Annotated in this window: 20 protein-coding genes; 13 read left to right on the top strand and 7 right to left on the bottom strand. The window is 65.7% G+C overall.

What is annotated here, in order from left to right:
* The first annotated feature begins 37 nt into the window (after positions 1-37).
* The 6 genes from K226_RS0116990 to K226_RS0116965 all read left to right on the top strand — a co-directional run bounded on the left by K226_RS0116990 (position 38) and on the right by K226_RS0116965 (position 7,871).
* Positions 38-2,425, top strand: a complete 2,388-nt coding sequence (locus tag K226_RS0116990) for a xanthine dehydrogenase family protein molybdopterin-binding subunit (RefSeq protein ID WP_024815925.1) — start codon at positions 38-40, stop codon at positions 2,423-2,425.
* A gap of 150 nt (positions 2,426-2,575) precedes the next feature.
* Positions 2,576-3,367: a xanthine dehydrogenase family protein subunit M gene (locus tag K226_RS0116985; protein ID WP_024815924.1), complete on the top strand. Its 792-nt coding sequence runs from the start codon at positions 2,576-2,578 to the stop codon at positions 3,365-3,367.
* A 135-nt stretch (positions 3,368-3,502) separates the two neighbouring features.
* Positions 3,503-4,507 (top strand): MoxR family ATPase, encoded by a 1,005-nt coding sequence (locus K226_RS0116980; protein WP_024815923.1) that lies wholly within the window; start codon positions 3,503-3,505, stop codon positions 4,505-4,507.
* Between the two features lie 152 nt (positions 4,508-4,659).
* Positions 4,660-5,862, top strand: a complete 1,203-nt coding sequence (locus tag K226_RS0116975) for a VWA domain-containing protein (protein ID WP_024815922.1) — start codon at positions 4,660-4,662, stop codon at positions 5,860-5,862.
* 56 nt (positions 5,863-5,918) lie between these two features.
* Positions 5,919-6,545 carry a CoxG family protein gene (locus K226_RS0116970; RefSeq protein ID WP_024815921.1) on the top strand — a complete coding sequence of 209 codons (627 nt, stop codon included), beginning with the start codon at positions 5,919-5,921 and terminating at the stop codon, positions 6,543-6,545.
* Positions 6,546-6,782: 237 nt separating this feature from the next.
* Positions 6,783-7,871, top strand: a complete 1,089-nt coding sequence (locus K226_RS0116965) for an XdhC family protein (RefSeq protein ID WP_024815920.1) — start codon at positions 6,783-6,785, stop codon at positions 7,869-7,871.
* Here the strand turns inward: K226_RS0116965 and K226_RS19180 are convergent.
* From K226_RS19180 to K226_RS0116930, 7 genes are all read right to left on the bottom strand, one after another.
* Positions 7,868-8,059, bottom strand: a complete 192-nt coding sequence (locus K226_RS19180) for a hypothetical protein (protein ID WP_024815919.1) — start codon at positions 8,057-8,059, stop codon at positions 7,868-7,870. The two genes, K226_RS0116965 and K226_RS19180, sit on opposite strands and share 4 nt — an antisense overlap.
* A gap of 60 nt (positions 8,060-8,119) precedes the next feature.
* Positions 8,120-8,809 (bottom strand): glutathione S-transferase family protein, encoded by a 690-nt coding sequence (locus tag K226_RS0116955; protein ID WP_024815918.1) that lies wholly within the window; start codon positions 8,807-8,809, stop codon positions 8,120-8,122.
* Positions 8,810-8,935: 126 nt separating this feature from the next.
* Entirely contained in the window at positions 8,936-9,106 is a 171-nt protein-coding gene (locus K226_RS20085; protein ID WP_198314713.1) for a hypothetical protein, read from the bottom strand.
* Between the two features lie 208 nt (positions 9,107-9,314).
* The gene (locus K226_RS0116945) at positions 9,315-9,842 is read right to left on the bottom strand and encodes a histidine phosphatase family protein (protein ID WP_369795491.1); all 528 of its coding nucleotides are present in this window, start codon (positions 9,840-9,842) and stop codon (positions 9,315-9,317) included.
* Positions 9,843-9,894: 52 nt separating this feature from the next.
* Positions 9,895-10,863, bottom strand: coding sequence for an MBL fold metallo-hydrolase (locus K226_RS0116940; RefSeq protein ID WP_024815916.1), 969 nt, complete (start codon positions 10,861-10,863; stop codon positions 9,895-9,897).
* A gap of 136 nt (positions 10,864-10,999) precedes the next feature.
* On the bottom strand, positions 11,000-11,368 hold the full coding sequence (locus K226_RS0116935; protein ID WP_024815915.1) for a hypothetical protein: 369 nt from the start codon (positions 11,366-11,368) through the stop codon (positions 11,000-11,002).
* A 20-nt stretch (positions 11,369-11,388) separates the two neighbouring features.
* On the bottom strand, positions 11,389-12,147 hold the full coding sequence (locus K226_RS0116930; protein ID WP_024815914.1) for an IclR family transcriptional regulator: 759 nt from the start codon (positions 12,145-12,147) through the stop codon (positions 11,389-11,391).
* Positions 12,148-12,237: 90 nt separating this feature from the next.
* Here K226_RS0116930 and K226_RS0116925 point away from each other — a divergent pair, with 90 nt between their 5' ends.
* The 7 genes from K226_RS0116925 (at position 12,238) to K226_RS0116895 (ending at position 18,693) form a co-directional block, all read left to right on the top strand.
* Complete coding sequence (locus tag K226_RS0116925) at positions 12,238-13,062, top strand: SDR family oxidoreductase (protein WP_024815913.1); 825 nt, start codon at positions 12,238-12,240, stop codon at positions 13,060-13,062.
* 32 nt (positions 13,063-13,094) lie between these two features.
* Positions 13,095-14,429, top strand: a complete 1,335-nt coding sequence (locus tag K226_RS0116920; RefSeq protein ID WP_081739448.1) for an NAD(P)/FAD-dependent oxidoreductase — start codon at positions 13,095-13,097, stop codon at positions 14,427-14,429.
* A 10-nt stretch (positions 14,430-14,439) separates the two neighbouring features.
* The gene (locus tag K226_RS0116915) at positions 14,440-15,375 is read left to right on the top strand and encodes a bile acid:sodium symporter family protein (RefSeq protein ID WP_024815911.1); all 936 of its coding nucleotides are present in this window, start codon (positions 14,440-14,442) and stop codon (positions 15,373-15,375) included.
* A complete protein-coding gene (locus K226_RS0116910) occupies positions 15,372-16,388 on the top strand; it encodes an NAD-dependent epimerase/dehydratase family protein (RefSeq protein WP_024815910.1) in 1,017 nt (338 codons plus the stop codon). Before K226_RS0116915 ends, K226_RS0116910 begins: the two co-directional genes overlap by 4 nt.
* Complete coding sequence (locus tag K226_RS0116905) at positions 16,385-17,293, top strand: EamA family transporter (RefSeq protein ID WP_024815909.1); 909 nt, start codon at positions 16,385-16,387, stop codon at positions 17,291-17,293. The genes K226_RS0116910 and K226_RS0116905 overlap by 4 nt, the downstream gene beginning before the upstream one ends.
* A gap of 26 nt (positions 17,294-17,319) precedes the next feature.
* Entirely contained in the window at positions 17,320-17,952 is a 633-nt protein-coding gene (locus K226_RS0116900) for an ATP-binding cassette domain-containing protein (protein WP_035242288.1), read from the top strand.
* A gap of 108 nt (positions 17,953-18,060) precedes the next feature.
* Positions 18,061-18,693 carry a LysE family translocator gene (locus K226_RS0116895; protein WP_024815907.1) on the top strand — a complete coding sequence of 211 codons (633 nt, stop codon included), beginning with the start codon at positions 18,061-18,063 and terminating at the stop codon, positions 18,691-18,693.
* Positions 18,694-18,747 lie beyond the last annotated feature (54 nt).

Below are 18,747 nucleotides of genomic sequence, written 5' to 3'. Positions count from 1 at the left end.
CCAGCCCATTCACACAAGAATCCAAGGAGACAAGACCATGGGTGCATCCGACTTTTCCAAGCTGCCGCACATCGGTGAGTCGCTCCGGCGCAAGGAGGACTACCGCTTCCTGACCGGTGCGGGCCAGTACACCGACGACGTGGTGCTGGCCGCGCAAAGCCACGCCGTGTTTGTGCGCTCGCCGCACGCGCACGCAAAAATCAACCGCATCAACGTCGATGCCGCCCAGGCTGCGCCCGGCGTCCTGGGTGTGTTCACCGGTGCCGATGTGGCGGCCGACAACATCAACGGCCTGCCCTGCGGCTGGCTCATCACCAGCACCAATGGCGAGCCCATGAAAGAGCCGCCGCACCCCATCCTGGCGCAAGGCAAGGTGCGCTACGTGGGCGACCATGTGGCCATGGTGGTGGCGCAAACCCAGCAACAGGCGCGCGATGCCGCCGAGCTGGTGGAGGTGGACTACGACGTGCTGCCTGCCGTGGTCAACGTGGCCGATGCGGCCGCCGGTGCCGTGGACGGCGCGTCGGTGCACGACATCGCCCCCGACAACCATTGCTTCAAGTGGGCGATTGGCGACAAGGGTGCGGTCGATGCGGTGTTCGCCAACGCCGCGCATGTCACGAAGCTGGATCTGATCAACAACCGCCTGATCCCCAACGCGATGGAGCCGCGCGCCGCCATTGGCAGCTACAGCCGCGCCAACGACGACTACACGCTCTACGTCAGCAACCAGAACCCGCACGTCGAGCGCCTGTTGATGACCGCTTTTGTGATGGGCCTGCCTGAGCACAAGGTGCGCGTGATTGCGCCGGATGTGGGCGGCGGTTTTGGCTCCAAGATCTTTCTGTATGCCGAAGACGTTTGCCTCACCTGGGCCTCCAAAAAGCTCAACCGCAACATCAAGTGGGTGGCCGACCGCAGCGAGTCGTTTTTGTCGGATGCGCATGGCCGCGACCATGCAAGCCACGCCGAAATGGCCATGGATGCCAACGGCAAATTTTTGGCCCTGCGCGTGCACACCAACGCCAACGTGGGCGCCTACCTTTCCACCTTTGCCAGCGCGGTGCCCACCATTCTTTATGCCACGCTGCTGGCCGGGCAATACAGCACGCCGCAGGTCTATGTGGAGGTGGACGCCTGGTTCACCAACACCGCGCCGGTGGATGCCTACCGCGGCGCGGGCCGGCCCGAGGCCACCTACCTGCTCGAACGCCTGGTTTCGCGCTGCGCATGGGACGTGGGCCTTGCGCAAGACGAGATCCGCAAGCGCAACTTCATCACCACCTTCCCCTACCAGACGCCCGTGGCGCTGCAATATGACATCGGCGACTACCACGCCTGCATGACCCAGGCCGAGCAACTGGCCGACGTGGCAGGCTTTGCCGCACGCAAGGCCGCCAGCGAGGCCAAGGGTCTGAAGCGCGGCATCGGCTACAGCAGCTACATCGAGGCCTGCGGCATTGCGCCATCGAACATCGCCGGGGCCCTGGGCGCACGCGCGGGCCTGTTTGAATGCGGCGAGGTGCGCGTGCACCCCACGGGCAGCGTGACGGTGTTCACCGGCTCACACAGCCATGGCCAGGGGCATGAAACCACCTTTGCTCAGGTGGTGGCGGCGCGCTTGGGGCTGGCGGTGGAGAACGTGGACATCGTGCATGGCGATACCGGCCGCGTGCCGTTTGGCATGGGCACCTATGGCTCGCGATCCATCAGCGTGGGCGGCGCGGCCATCATGAAGGCGCTGGACAAGATCGAGGCCAAGGCCAAGAAGATTGCCGCGCACCTGATGGAGGCGAGCGACGCCGACATCGACTTTGCCAACGGCGAATTCACCGTGCGTGGCACCGACAAGAAGATCCCCTTCGGCCAGGTGGCGCTTACGGCTTACGTGCCGCACAACTACCCGCTTGACAAGCTCGAACCCGGGCTCAACGAAACCGCGTTTTACGACCCCACCAACTTCACCTTTCCCGCAGGCACCTACATCTGCGAGGTGGAAATTGACCCGGCCACCGGCAGCACGCGCGTGGACAAGTTCACGGCGGTGGACGACTTCGGCACCATCATCAACCCCATGATCGTGGAGGGCCAAGTGCACGGCGGCCTGGTGCAGGGCATTGGCCAGGCGCTGATGGAAAACTGCGTGTACGACCGCGAAACCGGCCAGTTGCTCACCGGCAGCCTCATGGACTACGCCATGCCACGCGCAGATGACTTCCCCACGTTCCAGCTGGGCCATGTCTGCACGCCTTGCACCCACAACCCGCTGGGCACCAAGGGCTGTGGCGAGGCGGGCGCCATTGGTTCGCCACCGGCGGTGATCAATGCCCTGCTGGATGCGCTGCGCCCGCTGGGGGTGAAGGACTTTGACATGCCTGCGTCGCCGCACCGCGTGTGGGAAGCCATTCAAAACGCAAAAGCATGAAGCCCCCCGTTAGTCGCTTCGCGCCTTCCCCCCAGGGGGACGCCGCCAGCGCGGTGGGGCGGCCCTTGCGCGGCGGCCGCTGGCCTGAGCCGCACGCCGTTCGCGGGTTGCTACCCAAGCACCTGCATCGGAAACCATAGGAGACAGAACATGTACGCATTCACCTTCGAAGCCCCGTCTTCCACCGCCGCCGCCGCGGACCTGATCGCCCAGGGTGGCAAGCTGCTGGCCGGTGGGCAAAGCCTGCTGCCGTCGATGCGCCTGCGCCTGGCCAATCCCGAAAAGATCATTGACCTGAACAGCATTCCCGAGCTGGCGGGCATCTGCCGCGATGGCAACGCGCTGGTCATTGGCGCCATGACGCGCCACGCCGATGTGGCTGTAAGTGCCGAGGTCAAGGCTGCCATCCCCGCGCTGGCCGACCTGGCCGCGCGCATCGGCGACCGCCAGGTGCGCGCACGCGGCACGCTGGGGGGTTCGGTGGCCAACAACGACCCCGCCGCCTGCTACCCCAGCGCCGTGCTCGGCCTCAACGCCACGGTCATCACCAACCAGCGCGAGATTGCGGCCGATGCCTTTTTTGTGGGCATGTACACCACGGCGCTGGAAGAGGGCGAGATCATCACTGCCATCCGCTTTCCCATCCCCCAGCGCGCGGCCTACCTCAAGTTCAGGCAGCCGGCCTCGCGCTTTTCGCTGGTGGGCGTGTTTGTGGCGCAAACCGATGGCGGCGTGCGCGTGGCCGTCACCGGCGCGGCCAGCTGCGTGTTTCGCCATGCCGGGCTGGAGGCGGCGCTCAACCAGAGCTTTACGCCGCAATCGGCGGCCGCCGTGAGGGTGGACGCGAGCGATCTGAATGCCGACATCCACGCCAGCGCCGCCTACCGGGCCAACCTCATCAGCGTGCAAACCCAGCGGGCGGTAGCGCAGATGTTGGGCTGACGGGCAGGAGCGCATCCGCTGCACCCGCACAGTATCCCTGGGCGGGTCTTTGAATGAAATTGGCCTCTAGCGCTTATCCCTAAAGCGCTAGTAGCTATAAAAAATATAGCAATGATTGTTTCCCCTCCAGCGCCCATGACCGCGCCCGCGCTGTCCTCCATTGATGCCCTGGTGTTGGCCTTGCAGGGTGTGGGCTACTTTGCCGACCGGCGGCTGGCCACGGCGGTGTTCCTGGCGCTCAAGCTGCAGCGCCCGCTGCTGCTGGAGGGTGAGCCCGGGGTGGGCAAAACGGCGCTGGCCCAGGCGCTTTCCAAAGTGCTGGAGCGCAGCCTGATCCGCCTGCAGTGCTACGACGGGCTGGAGCAGCGCGAGGCGCTGTACGAGTGGAACTACGCCGCCCAGCTGCTGCACATGCGTGCGGCTGAAATGTTGACCCCCACGCTCCGCACTGACGTGTCGTCGCTGCCCCCCGAGGGGGCGCTCGCCGCCTTGGGGCGGCCCGGCGGCGGCTCGGTATCGCCCACGGCCACTGCCGCGCGCGATATCGAAGCAGAGGTCTACCAGGACCGCTATCTCATCCGCCGCCCCCTGCTGCAAGCGCTGCAGGCGCCCGCGCCCGGCGCGGTGCTGCTGATTGACGAGGTAGACCGCGCCGATGAGCCCTTTGAGGCCTTTTTGCTCGAATACCTGGGCGAGTACCAGGTGAGCATTCCCGAAATTGGCACCGTACGCGCCACGGCCACGCCGGTCACCATCCTCACCAGCAACCGCACGCGCGACCTGCACGACGCCGTCAAGCGCCGCTGCCTCTACCACTGGCTCGATTACCCCGAGCGCGAGCGCGAGCTGGCCATCGTGCGCGCCCAGGTTCCGGGTGCCAGCGAAGCGCTGGCCACACAGGTGGCGGATTTTGTCGGCCGGCTGCGCAGCCAGCCGTTTGCCAACGCCTTTCAGCGTGCGCCGGGCATTGCCGAAAGCGTGGAGTGGGCCAAGGCGCTAGTGGCGCTCGACACCATCGTGGTAGACCCTGAAGTGGTGACGGATACGGCGGGCATTTTGTTCAAGCAGCGCGAGGATGTGGCGGCGCTCACCGCCGACATGGCAACGCAATTGCTCAAACCCTTGGCGGCAGAGGGCTGAGGCGTGCGGCGGTTCAGCAGCCAACGAGGGATCACGCAGCACTGCGTGGCCCGGTGCGCAGGAGCCTTCGCCAGCACTGTCCGGGCTGGGCTGGCTGAGGCCAGCAGCCAGCCCGGCGCATCGAACCGCGTGAACCCTGGTAAAGCGCCATCATGACCACGGTTTCCCAACTCGGCGATGCGCGCACCGGCAAGCTGGCCGACAACCTGAGCGGCTTTGGCCGCACCCTGCGCCGCGCAGGCGTGTGCGTGGATGCGGCCCGCATGGCGCTGGCCCAGCAGGCGGTGATGCTGGTAGGCCTGCGGCGCGATGATTTTTGCGCCGCCCTGGAGGCAGTGCTGGTGAGCCGCGAGCAGGACCGCCTGGTGTTCCGTGAGCTGTTCGACGCCTACTTTCGCAACCCCGATGTGGCCCAGAAACTGCTGGCGCAGATGCTGCCAAGCGCCGAATCCAGGGCTGAGCCCGCCAGGCGCCGCCCGCGCGTGAGCGAGGCGCTGGCCCCTGTGCGGGCCGCGCGCAATGCGCCGCCCCGCGAGGACGACAAGGTGGATTTCGACGCCGCCATGACGGCCAGCGACCTGCAGCGCCTGCGCCAGGCCGACTTCAACCAGCTCTCGGCCAGCGAATACCTGCTGGTGGAGCGCCTGGCGCGTGACATTGCCTTGCCCCTGCCGCGCTATGCGGCCCGCCGCACCCGGCCGGGCGTGCGCGGCAGCCGCCCGCACTGGCCCGGTGCCATGCACCACGCGGCCCGCAATGGGGGCGAGGTGCTGCGCATCCCACTGCTGCAGCGCCGCCAGCAACCGTTGCCGCTGCTGGTGCTGGTGGATGTGTCGGGCTCGATGGAGCGGTATGCGCGGCTGCTGTTGGCGTTTTTGCACGCTGCCACCGCGCCGCGCCACACCGGCGCCGCCTTGCGTCGCGATGTGTTTGCGTTTGGCACAGGGCTGACCGACCTCACGCCAGCCTTTCGGCTGGCCGACACCGACGCCATGCTGCAGTGGGCCAGCCATGCCATCACCGACTATGCCGGCGGCACGCGCATGGGTGACAGCCTTGCGCAACTGCGCCTGCACCATGCCCGGCGGCTGGTGGGGCGGCGCACGCTGGTGCTGCTGATCAGCGATGGCCTGGACACCGGCGCGCCCGAGGTGCTGGAGCAAGAGCTGGGCTGGTTGCGGCGCCACTGCGGCCGTCTGCTGTGGCTCAACCCCTTGCTGCGCTTTGACGGCTATGCGCCCACAGCGCGTGGGGCGTCGGTGCTGTTCCGGCAAGTCCACGGCATGGTTGCGGTGCACAACCTGGGTCGTCTGCAGGATCTGGCGGGCAGCATGGCCGCGGTGTTGCGCCAGTAGTTGCACAAAACAGCAGATCACCACGATGATTCAGACCCACGCGAGAGGAATTCCCCATGGAAATGCAAGCCAGCCGCACCCTAGCCGTCAGCCAGCAACAGGCCTGGGAGGCGCTCAACGATCCCGAGGTGCTCAAGCTGTGCATCCCCGGTTGCGACAAGTTCGCGCCCGCGGGCAACAACCAGTACGCCGTGGCCATGGCCGTCAAGATCGGCCCGGTGTCTGCCAAGTTTGCGGGCAAGATCACGCTGGCCGACATCGTGCCGCCCGAGAGCTACACCATCGCCTTTGACGGTTCGGGCGGCGTGGCCGGCTTTGGCAAGGGCACGGCGCGGGTTCTGCTGGTGCCGCTGCTCGTTGATGGGGCAGGGCAGGACAGTTGCGAGCTCAACTACACGGTGCATGCCAGCGTGGGCGGCAAGATCGCCCAGCTGGGCCAGCGCCTGATCGACGGCGCCGCCAAAAGCATGGCCGAAGACTTCTTCAGGCGTTTTGACAACGAGATGCAGCGCCTTTACCCCCGCGATGACGATGCGCCGGACACGGTGCCCTCGGAATACGACCAATTGCACGATGCATCGGGCGCCGCGGCCGGTAAGGACAATCCCCCTGGAGGCATCCCGGTATGGGCGTGGGTGGTTGGCGCAGCGCTGCTGGTGGTGCTAGCGTTGTGGGTGAACTAGGAGCCTGTCGGACTTGGAGCGTCGAAAGCGAAAATCGGCCCCAGCGAGGACAGTTTTTGCCAGATTTGCAGCGCCATAGCCCGGCTATGGGGCAAAAAGATGGTGAAAAATGGACCGCTGCGGCCGATTTGCAGCCGACGATTTCCAAGTCCGACAGGCTCCTATGAGCGTGGGCGGCAGAAGGCGCGCAGCGCAATGCAAATCTGAAATGGTGCGGTTGTAACTGGTGAAGGTGCCATGGAAAACCTGGATGTGATGGTGTTGCGCACCCTGCACGGCTGGCGTGCTGCCGGTCGGCGTGCTTTGCTGGCCACGGTGGTGCGCACCTGGGGCTCGTCGCCCCGGCCGGTGGGCTCCATCATGGCCTTGTGCGAAGACGGCGCCGTGGTGGGCTCGGTGTCGGGCGGCTGCATTGAAGACGACCTGATCGACCGGCACACCCGGGCTTATGCGCAGAGTGCGCCGCCAGACGTTGCACGCACCGATGCCGACCACCGCATTCCCAGTGGCCCGCCAACGTTCGTGAAATATGGCGTGTCTGCCGACGAAGCACACCGCTTTGGTCTGCCCTGCGGTGGCACGCTGGAATTGCTGCTGGAATACGACCCCGATCCTGTCAGCCTGGCAGAGTTGATCGCGGCGCTGGAAGCCGGCAGGCTGGTGCAGCGCAGCGTGCGTCTGGCCGACGGCGTGGTCACCCTGTCGCTGGCAACCACCCCCGGCGATCTGGTGGCCGATTCTGTGCAGATCACCAACTGCTTCGGGCCGGAATACCGCATGCTGCTCATCGGGGCGGGCCAGCTGGCCGAGTACCTAGCCACCATGGCGCAGTTCAGCGGCTTTGCCGTGACGGTGTGCGATCCGCGCGACGAATACCGGGCCGCCTGGGGCGTGCCGGGCGTCACCGTGGTCAACGACATGCCTGACGATGCGGTGCGGGCCTTCAAGCCCGACCGCCGCACCTGTGTGGTGGCCCTCACGCACGACCCCAAGCTCGATGACCTGGCGCTGCTGGAGGCGCTGAGCACCGACGCATTTTATGTGGGAGGCATTGGTTCGCGCCGCAACAACCAAGCCCGCAGGGCCCGCATGATCGAGCACTTCGATCAGACCGAAGAAGACCTTCTACGCCTGCGCGGGCCGATCGGTATCTACATCGGCAGCAAAACCCCCCCTGAGATCGCCGTGAGCGTGATGGCGGAAGTCCTGGCCGTGAAGAATGGCGTCACCCTGCCGCGCGACATGGAGGTTGCCCAGGCGAAAAACGTCCGCGAATGGCCTCAGGACGAAACAGATGGTTTGGTGTGCGGGGTGCGGGCAGCTTAGCCAGGCCAACGGGGTGCTGCGGCCGGGGCTCCTGTCTGGGCCTGCCATGGCAGCTGCTTTCGCACATACAGCAGCAGGCCTTCGCAGGCGTCTTCTGCCAGGCCAAGCACTTCTTCAAACCCGGCGGGGCCACTGTAGTGAGGGTCGGGTGCCACGGGGCTGTTGAACCGCTGGCAGAACCCGGTCATGCGCCGCACCTTGCGGGCGTGCGGTGGCGGTGGGAATGTGCATCTCTACACCTCCGGCGATCAGGCCGCCATCACCACCGGTCCGCCCTTGGCAAGGCCGCGCTGGTAGGCCGGGCGTGCCGTCATGCGCTCTTTGTAGGCCAGCAGGTGGGGGAATGCGCGGGCCTGGCTGGCACGCGAGAGGACGGCCTCCACGGCAAAACTCATCTGGAAGTCGGCCATGGTCAGGTGCTCGCCCGCAAACCAGCGGTGGGTGGCCAAGTGGTTCTCCATGAAGTCGAGCGCGGTGTCCACGTTGGGGTCGATCAACTTCTTTTGTACTTTGCCGCACAGGGCCTTCGCGATGGGCTTCACGAAGAATGGCATGGGCTGGGTCGGAATGGTCATGAACACCAGTTTCATCACCAGCCAGTTCATCAGCGAGCCTTCGGCGTAGTGCATCCAAAAGCGGCACTGGCGATGCTCGGTGGTGCGCGGTGCCGGCTGCAGGTGTGCCAGGTCACCGCCGATCTGGGCGCCATAGGTTTCCACCAGGTATTCGATGATGGCGCCGGATTCAGCGATCACCTCATTGCCATCGGTGATCACGGGGGATTTGCCCAGGGGATGGATTTTCTTGAGTTCGGGCGGCGCCAGCCTGGTGGCCTTGTCGCGCTGGTAAACCTTGAGTTCGTAGGGAACACCCAATTCTTCAAGCAACCAGAGCACGCGCTGCGAGCGCGAAGTTTCAAGGTGGTGGACAGTGATCATGCGCGCCATCTTAGCGGCGCTGCGTCGGGCAGGTGCGCCCTGGTTTCAGGTTTACCGGGGCAGAAAAAAGAATGCCCTCAAGGCGAGGGCATCTTTGGCTGGCGAGGGGGCTTGGCCCCACGCCGATCAGCCGCCCTTTTTGGAGCGCTTGCCAGGGTTCTTCTTGCTGCGCGTAGCCACGCCACGCTCCAGGCTGACGCGCTGACCACGGCCAGACGTTGGCAGGCTCACGCCCGGCAGAGGCTTGGGTTGGGGGGTGCGCTTGCGGTCTGCTTCGGTAACGATCTTGTTGCCCATGGTAGGTCTCTGAGATAGTGGAAAAAAGAGTGATATTAGGCCACAGCCGATATCAGGGCCTTTCAGGAGGTCTTGTCTCCTCGATCTGCCGGATGCAAGGGCATGGGGCAAAGGGGGGCCTGGGCCCTGTGGGAATCGCGCCCTCCATTGCGTGATGAACCCTGCGGTCAGCCGGATGCCGCATTGACTGCGCCCGCAGCACGCGTGCTCACGGCGTCACAGAGAGTCTGGCCAGCACCTGGGGGTTGGCGTGCTGGTGGGCCTGCAAAACAAGGGCGTCACCCGATCGGGTGCTGTCGTTGGCCAGATCGGACTGAACGAACATGTGGGTGAACCACGCCTCGAACCGGCCGCTGCGCGCAGACGCGGTGACGAGCGCTTTGCGCAACTCATGCAGATGGCGGGCTCCCGTGGTCTCGGGGGCGCCGTGGGGAGAGCCAAGCGCGGCCCACACCTCTGGGGTGCCAAAGGCCAGCGTGGCGCTGTCCATGCACCGGCACCAGGGGCTGGAACGCACTGCGGCGGGTTGCAACTGTCGCTCCTTGAACCATTCGCCGATGCGCCGGGCCTGTGCCCGGCCTGCGTCGCTGAGATTGCGCTGCGTACTGCAGTCGCCCAGGCGCATGCCGGGCGGATCGAACGTGCCGGGCGCAAGGGCGTGGCGAAACACCACCACCACGCCCCCTTTGCGCAGCAGGGCCTCTGCGTCGGCGTTTTGTGTGGCCCAACCTTGCAAGGGGGCAAGGCCAAGCCCTGCCGCCAGCAGGGCGCGGCGGGTCAGGGCTGGTTCAGGCTGCCGGCAGGAAGGCATAGCCGTTGCCGGAAGCTTCCATGCGCCCAAACGCCGGGAACGGGAAGTGAAAACCGCCCAGCATGGCGTTGCTGGCAGTGATGCGTTGGAACACCTCGCGCCGCACCTTGCGCGCGGCTTCGGCATCCATGTCAAATGCCACCGCCCAGTCGGGGTTGCGCGCAAACAGCGCGGGCACATTGGTGAGGTCGGCCACATAAAAGAATTTCTGGCCCGAGGAGGTCAGCTCAAACAGCGTGTGCCCGGGCGTGTGGCCGTAGGCCGCCACCGACTGGATACCCGGTGCGACTTCGGCGCCCGCCGCAAACTGCACCAGCGTGTCTGCGGGCATGCTGGCAAAGGTGCGCCGCACGTTCTCGAAGGCGCCTTTCATGCCAGCCGGCGCAGCGGCCATGCGGGCGTCGTCCATCCAGAAGGCGTGCTCGGCGGCGGGCACCATGACCTTGGCATTTGGGAAGGTCCATTCACCGGCCTTGTTGCGCAGCCCGTTGATGTGGTCGCCATGAAAATGGCTGATGAGCACCGTGTCGATGTCGGCCGCCTGCATGCCAGCGGCGCGCAGACTGTCCAGCAGCTTGCCCGTGGTGGGGCCGCCAAACTCGCCCAGGCCGGTGTCGATGAGGATTTTGCGCGCGCCTGCCACCACCAGAAAAGGGGTGTAAGGCACATCGATGTAGTCGGTGGGAAGACCTTGGGACGCCAGCAGCGCACGCACTTCGGTCAGCGGTGCATTTTTCACAAACTCTTCGCCCAGTGGGCGGCGTGTGATGCCGTCGTTCAGGGCTATCACCTCCACATCGCCCACCTTCATGCGGCGAAAGCCGGGGCGGGGCAGGGTGGGCGTGCCGAAGCTCGGCGCATTCTGCGCCCACACCGGGACAAAAGAGCCCGCTGCGTAAACGGTGGTGGCCAGACCTGCGCCCAGGAAGTGACGTCGTGACAGCATGAAACTCTCCAGTATTGAGTTGAACTAATGAGTCGCAACTGTAGCGCTCCCTGCAGGCCTGAAGTGGCGGCGCCCCCTAACCTGTTTACAACGTGGGGCTTTTAGGGTGCAAGTGGCGAGGAGTCTCGGGCACGGGTTATTCCAGTCCGAAAGCATCGCGCAGCGCTGCACAAAAGTCAGCGCTGCCGCTGATCGTCAGTGTGATGGTGGTGCGTGGTGCTGCGGGGTTGCCCGTCGCCGTGCACAGCTGCCCGGAGGTTTCATCAAAATCCAGCAACAGCGGTGTGCTGACCTCTTGCACGCCGTGCAGGTCGTAGTGCCACACACCACCTTCTTCGATGGGGGCGCATGCATCGGGCCAATGCTGCTGTGCCCAAGCCAGCACGGCGCAGATTTCGGCGTGCAACGCAGCGATCTGTGCCGGCGCAACGCTGGCCATGGCATCAAAAGTGCCCACGCCGTCGGCGTCTTCGCTGTAATCAAAATCCAGATAGTTCAGGTTCATGTTCGTCATTCAAGAGGGTGTCACGCCCAGGTGCGGCCCAGTGCCTGGGCGGCCTCGCCCAGGCGGGGCACCTGCTGCAGCGCCTGGGCCAGGGGCATGCGTGCCGCTGGTGCCTGCAGTGCCACTGCGCAGCGTACCTGGCGGCGCCCGGTGCCCAGCACCGGCACGGCAACGCAGACCAGGCCATCCACAAACTCCTCAGCATCGGTGGCGTAGCCCTGCCGCAGGATCTGCTCCAGTTCGGCCTCCAGGGCGGCACGGTCGGTCAGCGTGGTGGCTGTGTGGCGGGAGAGGGGCAGGCCGTCCAGGATGGCCGCCCGGCGCGCGGGCGACAGGTGCGCCAGAAACAGCTTGCCACTGGCCGAACAGTGAATGGGCACGCGGGTGCCCGGCCGCAGCTCCATGCGCAGCGGAAAGGCCGATTCCACCCGGTCCAGATAGATCACCTCGGCGCCGCTCAGTGCCGTCAGGTTGCAGCTCTCGCCAATGTCGGCCACCAACTGGCGCAGCACGGCGTGGCGCACACCGTGCTGGGTGCCTGCACTGAGCGTGCTCTCGGCCAAGCGCAACAGGCGCGGGGCCGGGGTGTAGCGGCGGCCACCCGGCTCGCGGGCCAGCAAGCTGCCGGTTTCGAGCTGACCGAGCATGCGGTGCACGCTGGGCTTGGGCCAGCCGCTGGCCTCAATGGCATCTGCCAGTGTGAAAGGCCGGCCCCGGGCGCACATGATTTCCAGCAGTTCAAACAGCCGCAGGCTGGGGGATGAGTCAGGGCGTGTCATAAATCCCGAAATTCGAGACGAATCCGTAAAACATTTCGGGATTATTGAGCATTGTGGCTAAGCTGCAAAGCCATATCTCACAGGGACTCCATGGCAGAGACTTTCCAGAACGCGGTACTCACCGGCGCCTGCGGCGGCCTTGGGCAGGCGCTGGCGCGCGAGCTGCTAAGCCAGGGCGCCGTCGTGGCGCTGGTGGGGTTGCACCGGCCCAGCCTTCAGGCCTTGGCAGCGCTGGCACCAGGGCGGTGCGCCGTCTACACGCCCGACGTGGCGGACAGCACCGCCATGCAGGCCATGGCAGCCGACTGGATGTCCCGCCGGGGCACGCCCGACCTGGTCATTGCCAATGCCGGGGTGGCGGGTGGCTTCGATACGGCCGAGGCCGACGACCTGGCGGTGTTGCGCCGCATGCTGGAAGTCAATCTGCTGGGCGCGGCCACCACCTTTCAGCCTTTTGTGAAAGCCATGCGTGCGCAGCGACGTGGCGCGCTCGTGGGGGTGGCCAGCATTGCGGGCTGGCGCGGCATGCCCGGCAACGGCGCCTATTGCGCAAGCAAGGGCGGGTTGATCCGCTATCTGGAGAGCCTGCGTGCCGAGTTGCGCAGCGAGTCCATCGTGGTCAGCACGGTCAGCCCGGGTTATCTGCGCACCGCACTCACGGCGGGCAACCGCTTTGCCATGCCCGGCCTCATGGAGCCCGAGGCGGCGGCCAAAGCCATGCTGGCGGGCATTGCCCGGGGCCGCACCCACATTGTTCTGCCGGCCCGCATCGGCTGGCTGGCCCGACTGCTTAACCTTTTGCCTGGCGCGCTGCATGACCGCCTGCTGCTGGGCCAGCCCCGCAAGCCGCGGGTGGGCGAGGCGGGGGCCACGGCCATCCCCGGCCTGTATCCGCCTGGCGAACCGCGTGAGTAAAAAAGTCCCCTGCACCCGAAAGAAAAACACACATGAACCCCGAGACAACACCCACCGTGGTGGACACCCGAACGCAAGTCGCCCTGATCGGCGCGGGCCCCAGCGGCTTGGCCGCTGCGCGCAACCTGCAAAAGGTTGGCGTGCCTTTCCAGGGCTTCGAAGCACACACCGATGTGGGCGGCCTGTGGAACATCGAGAACCCGCGCAGCACCGTGTATGAGTCGGCGCACCTCATCTCCAGCAAGCACACCACGGAGTTCACCGAATTCCCCATGCGCGCGGATGTGGCCGACTACCCCAGCCACCGCGAGATGCGGCAATACTTCATGGACTTTGCGGACCACTTCGGCTTGCGCCCGCATTACTGGTTTGGCACGCGGGTGCTCAAAGTCGAGCCCGTAGGAGAGGGCGCCGCGCCGCTGTGGCGCATCACCTGGAGCCAGCACGGTGGCCCGGCACAGACCGCAGAGTTCAAGGGCGTGGTCATTGCCAACGGCACACTGGCCGAGCCGAACATGCCGCAATTTGAAGGCCAGTTTGACGGTGAACTGCTGCACACCAGCGCCTACAAGAGTGCCGAGCTGTTCAAGGGCAAACGCGTGCTGGTGGTGGGCGCGGGCAACTCGGGCTGCGACATCGCGGTGGATGCGGTGCATTACGCGCGCAGTGTGGATCTGTCGGTGCGCCGGGGCTACTACTTCGTGCCCAAGTACGTGTTTGGCAAGCCCGCCGATACTCTGGGTGGCAAGCGCCCGCTGCCACCCTGGCTCAAGCAGAAGATCGACAGCGTGGTGCTGCAGTGGTTCACCGGCGACCCCGCACGCTTTGGCCTGCCCAAGCCCGATTACAAGATGTACGAGTCCCACCCCGTGGTGAACTCGCTGGTGCTGCATCACCTGGGCCATGGTGACATCCATGTGAAACCCGACATCGCGCGCTTCGAAGGACACACGGTGCACTTCAAGGACGGCAGGGCACAGGACTATGACCTGGTGCTGTGCGCCACGGGCTACAAGCTGCACTACCCGTTTATTGACCACAGCCTGCTCAACTGGCAGGGCATGGCGCCGCACCTGTACCTCAACATCCTCTCGCCGCGTTTCGACAACCTGGCCGTGATGGGCATGATCGAAGCCAGCGGCATCGGCTGGCAGGGCCGCTACGAGCAGGCCGAGCTGATGGCGCGTTTCTTCAAGGCGCAGGCAGAGGGATCGCCGCGCGCCGACGCGCTGCGCCAGGCCAAGGCGGGCCCGCAGCCCGATCTGTCGGGCGGCTTCAAGTACCTCAAGCTCGAACGCATGGCGTACTACGTGCACAAGGACACTTACCGCAATGCCGTGCGGGCAGCCTCCGCCGCTTTGGCCTGAAAGGCTCACCATGCTGCCTGTTGACGAAATCCGTCTCAACTTCAACCCCGCATCGCTCGTGGCGCTCAACGTGGTGCTGGGCTTTCTCATGTTCGGCATTGCACTCGATACGCGTGTGGCCGACTTCAGGCGCGTGCTGCGCATGCCAGGAGCCATGGCAGTGGGCGTTGCAGCGCAGTTCATCGTGCTGCCTGCGGTGACCTTTGTGCTCACGTTGCTGCTGAAACCCGGCCCCAGCATTGCGCTGGGCATGATCCTGGTGGCTTGTTGCCCGCCGGGCAATGTGAGCAACATCCTCACGCACCGCGCGGGCGGCAATGTGGCGCTGTCGGTATCGATGACGGCGATCTCCAACGCGCTGGCCATCGTGCTCATGCCACTCAACTTTGCATTCTGGGGCGGTTTGCACCCCACGGCGGCGCCGCTGCTGCGCAGCATTGCGCTCGATCCGCTGGAGATGGCAGGGCACATCGTGGTCATCATCGGGCTACCGTTCGCGCTGGGCATTCTGTGCGCAGAGAAGCTGCCGCGCTTCACGCAGCGGGTGACCAAACCCGTGCGCATCCTGAGTTTTGTCTGCCTCATCGGTTTCATCGTCGGCGCCGTGGCGGGCAACTGGCGCTACTTCCTCGACTATGTGGGGCTGGTGTTGCTGGCGGTGGTGTTGCACGACGCGCTGGCTTTTGGCACCGGCTACGCCTGCGCGCGCCTCAGTGGCCTGCCGGATTACGACCGGCGCGCCGTGACCATTGAAGTGGGCATTCGCAACGCCGGGCTGGGCCTGGTGCTGATCTTTAGCTTCTTTGGTGGCCTGGGCGGCATGGCCGTGGTGGCGGGTGTCTGGGGATTCTGGGACATCGTCGCGGGCCTGATGCTGGCAGGATGGTGGGGCCGCAGGCCCGCCGTGGTGCCGCCGGTCGTTGTTGCCAAGGAGTACGGCGCATGACTGCTGCACCTTCATTGACAACGCGTCGCGTCCTGGTGACCGGGGCCGACGGCTTTCTGGGCCGGGGCGTGGTGGCGGCGCTGGCGCGCGAAGGCGTATCCACCCTGGTCGCCGCCGACGTGCGCGAGGTGCCTGCCGAGCGCCGCCTGCCTGGCGTGATCTATCTGGTGCAGGACGTGCGTGACCCCGCGCTGGCGCAGACACTGGCCGCACACGCCATCGACAGCGTGGTGCATCTGGCCTCCATCGTCACGCCGGGCAAAGGATCCAGCCGTGAATTTGAATATTCCGTGGATGTCCTGGGCAGCAAGAATGTGCTGGCCGCCTGTGTGGCCACGGGGGTGAAGCACATCGTGGTCAGCTCCAGCGGGGCTGCCTATGGTTACCACGCTGACCACCCGGCCTGGCTGCGGGAGACCGATGCACTGCGCGGCAACGAGGTGTTTGCGTATGCCCACCACAAGCGGCTCGTCGAAGAGATGCTGGCCCAGTACCGTGCCGACCATCCCGCGTTGGCTCAGACGGTGCTGCGCATCGGCACCATCCTGGGCGAGCGGGTGGACAACCAGATCACCGCCCTGTTTGACAAACCGCGTCTGCTGGCCATTCGTGGCAGCGAGAGCCCATTTGTCTTCATCTGGGACGAGGACGTGACCGGCGCCATCCTGCATGCACTGCGCACGCAGCGTGCTGGCTGCTTCAACCTGGCGGGCGATGGCGCGCTGCCCCTGCGCGAGATTGCCCGGCGCCTGGGCAAGCCGGTGCTGGAGCTCCCGGCAGGCCTGCTGCGCACCGCGTTGGCGGTGGGCTCCACATTGGGCGTGAGCCGCTACGGGCCGGAGCAGCTGGACTTTTTGCGCTACCGCCCCGTGTTGCTCAACACCGCGCTCAAAGAGGTGCTGGGCTATGTGCCTGGCAAGACCAGCGCCCAGGCGTTCGATGCCTTCGTGGCGGCCCGCGCACACCAAGGGCGGCCGGTGGCTGCTGCCGGGGCGCCGGCGGTGTCCGCATGACGGCGCTCGCATTGAGCCGTGGCGACCTGCTGCGCGCGCTGGCTGTCGTGGTCATCTGGGGGCTGAATTTTGTGGTGATGAAGCTGGGCTTGCAGGGCCTGAGCCCCATGCTGCTGGGCGCCTTGCGGTTCACTGCGGCGTCGCTGCCTTTTCTGCTGTTCGTGCCGCGCCCGGCCTTGCCCTGGCGGTTTGTGGTGGGCTATGGGTTGGCGCAGGGGCTGGGACAGTTTGGTTTTCTGTTCCTCGGACTGCAGCTGGGCATGACTGCGGGCATGGCCTCGGTGGTCATGCAGACGCAAGCGTTTTTTACGTTGCTGCTGGCCGCCCCTTTGCTGGGAGAGCGCGCCAAGCCCTGGCAGTGGTGGGGCCTGCTGCTGGCGTTTGGGGGATTGATGACGATAGGCCTGGCCCATGGCGAAGGGCCAGGGCAGATGACGCTGGCCGGTTTTGTGCTCACGCTCGGGGCGGCCTTCATGTGGGCGGTGTCCAACCTGGTGGCGCGGCGCGCGGCGCAGGTGGGAGCCTATGCGCCGTTTTCGTTCATCGTGTGGAGCAGCGTGGTGCCCATCGTTCCGTTCTTCGCGCTGGCCGTGTGGACCGAAGGTGCCAGCGGCGTGGTGGCGCAGTTGCAGGCCATCGATGGCACGGCGCTTCTCGCGGTGGGCTACCTGGCCATTCTGGCCACTTTGCTGGCCTACACGCTGTGGACACAATTGCTGCAGCGCCATGCCGCCGGGCGGGTGACACCGTTTTCGCTGCTGGTGCCCGTGGTGGGGCTCTGGGCTGCTTATGCATTTTTGGGTGAAACACCTGCGCCGCTGCAATGGGCGGGCGCCGCAGCCGTGCTGTGTGGCCTGGTGGTCAACCAGGCCGGGGGATGGCTGTGGGCGCGGCGCGCTTCGTAAAATTGCTTTTTTTCCGCAAAGGAAACATGGTGGCCGACAACGTGGTTTTGCAGGTGGAGGGCCTGTGTTTTGCCTATCCCGAATGTGGGGTGCTCAACCAGTGGTCGGTGGCGCTGCCCGCAGGTCTTGCGCTGGTGCGCGGCGATGAGAGCAGTGGCAAGACCACGCTGCTGCGCCTGCTGGCGGGGGAACTGACCGCACAGGCTGGTCGCATCACGCTGCAGGGGGTGCGCCTGAGTGACGCGCCCACGGCCTGCGCGCAGAAGGTCTTCTGGGTCGATCCGCGTTCTGATGGGCTGGACAAGCTCACTGCCCGCACTTGGCTTGATGGCCTGCCCGCACGCTATCCGCTGTGGGATGCCGCTGCGCTGGCCGCGCACACCGAGGGGTTCTCGCTGAGCGAGCATCTGGACAAGCCGCTTTATGCGTTGTCCACCGGCAGCAAGCGCAAGGTGCTGATGGCAGGGGCACTGGCCTCGGGCGCGCCACTGACGCTCATCGACGAGCCCGTGGCGGGGCTGGACAAACCGTCCATCCAGTACCTAGCGCGGGCCTTGACATCGGTGGCTGCCCAGCCAGGCCGGCTGGTGGTGGTCGCTCACTATGAAAAACTGGCCGGTGTGCCCTGGGGCACTGTGGTCGATCTGGCGCGAACCTGATCGCCCTCTGAGGGCGTCGGCGCCAAGCCAACGGCCCGCCGGGGGGCTGCCTGAGAACGTGAACACGTTCTTATACTGATCGGCTTGGCTTGCAAGGACCGCTTCATCATGGATGCGCTTTTGTTTGTGCCCGTGGCCATTGCCATCTCGCTGACCCCGGGGCCCAATAACTTTTGTGGCCTCAACAACGGCATCCGCGCTGGCGTAGGTGCGGCCCTGGTGGCCACGGTGGGGCGTGTGGCGGCGTTTGCGATTTTTTTGTGCATCTCGGCCGTGGGCCTGGGCGCCATGCTGCTGGCCTCTGAAGCGGCTTTCACAGCGGTGAAATGGGTGGGGGCTGGCTATCTTTTCTGGCTGGGATGGCGGGCCTGGCATAGCCGCGAGTTCAGCGGTCTGGCGCTGGTGGAAGGTGAGGGTGCTTTGGCGGTTGATGCCCCCTTCAGCCTGCGCGCCCTCATCGCGCAGGAGTTTCTGCTGGGCATCACCAACCCCAAGGCCATCATCCTGTTTGCTGCCATCTTTCCGCAGTTCATCGATCCGGGGCAACCCGCCGCACGGCAATTTGTGGTGCTGGGGTCCATCTATCTGGCCAGCGAGTTTGTATCCACCGCGGCGTATGCCACGGGCGGCAGGCAGATTCGCCGGTTCATCCGCACCTCGCGCGGGGTGGTGCGGCTGAACAAGGCCACCGGCGGGTTCTTCATGGGAGCAGGCGGCCTGTTACTGGCCACCAACCGCTGACAACGTGAGTACGTTGTAAAACCCGGGCACAGCAGCCGACCATTGCCGGATGCA

The sequence above is a fragment of the Acidovorax sp. JHL-3 genome, from assembly GCF_000526295.1.
GTDB classification, from domain to species: domain Bacteria; phylum Pseudomonadota; class Gammaproteobacteria; order Burkholderiales; family Burkholderiaceae_C; genus Acidovorax; species Acidovorax defluvii.
This window is presented reverse-complemented; position numbering and strand designations above follow the sequence as displayed.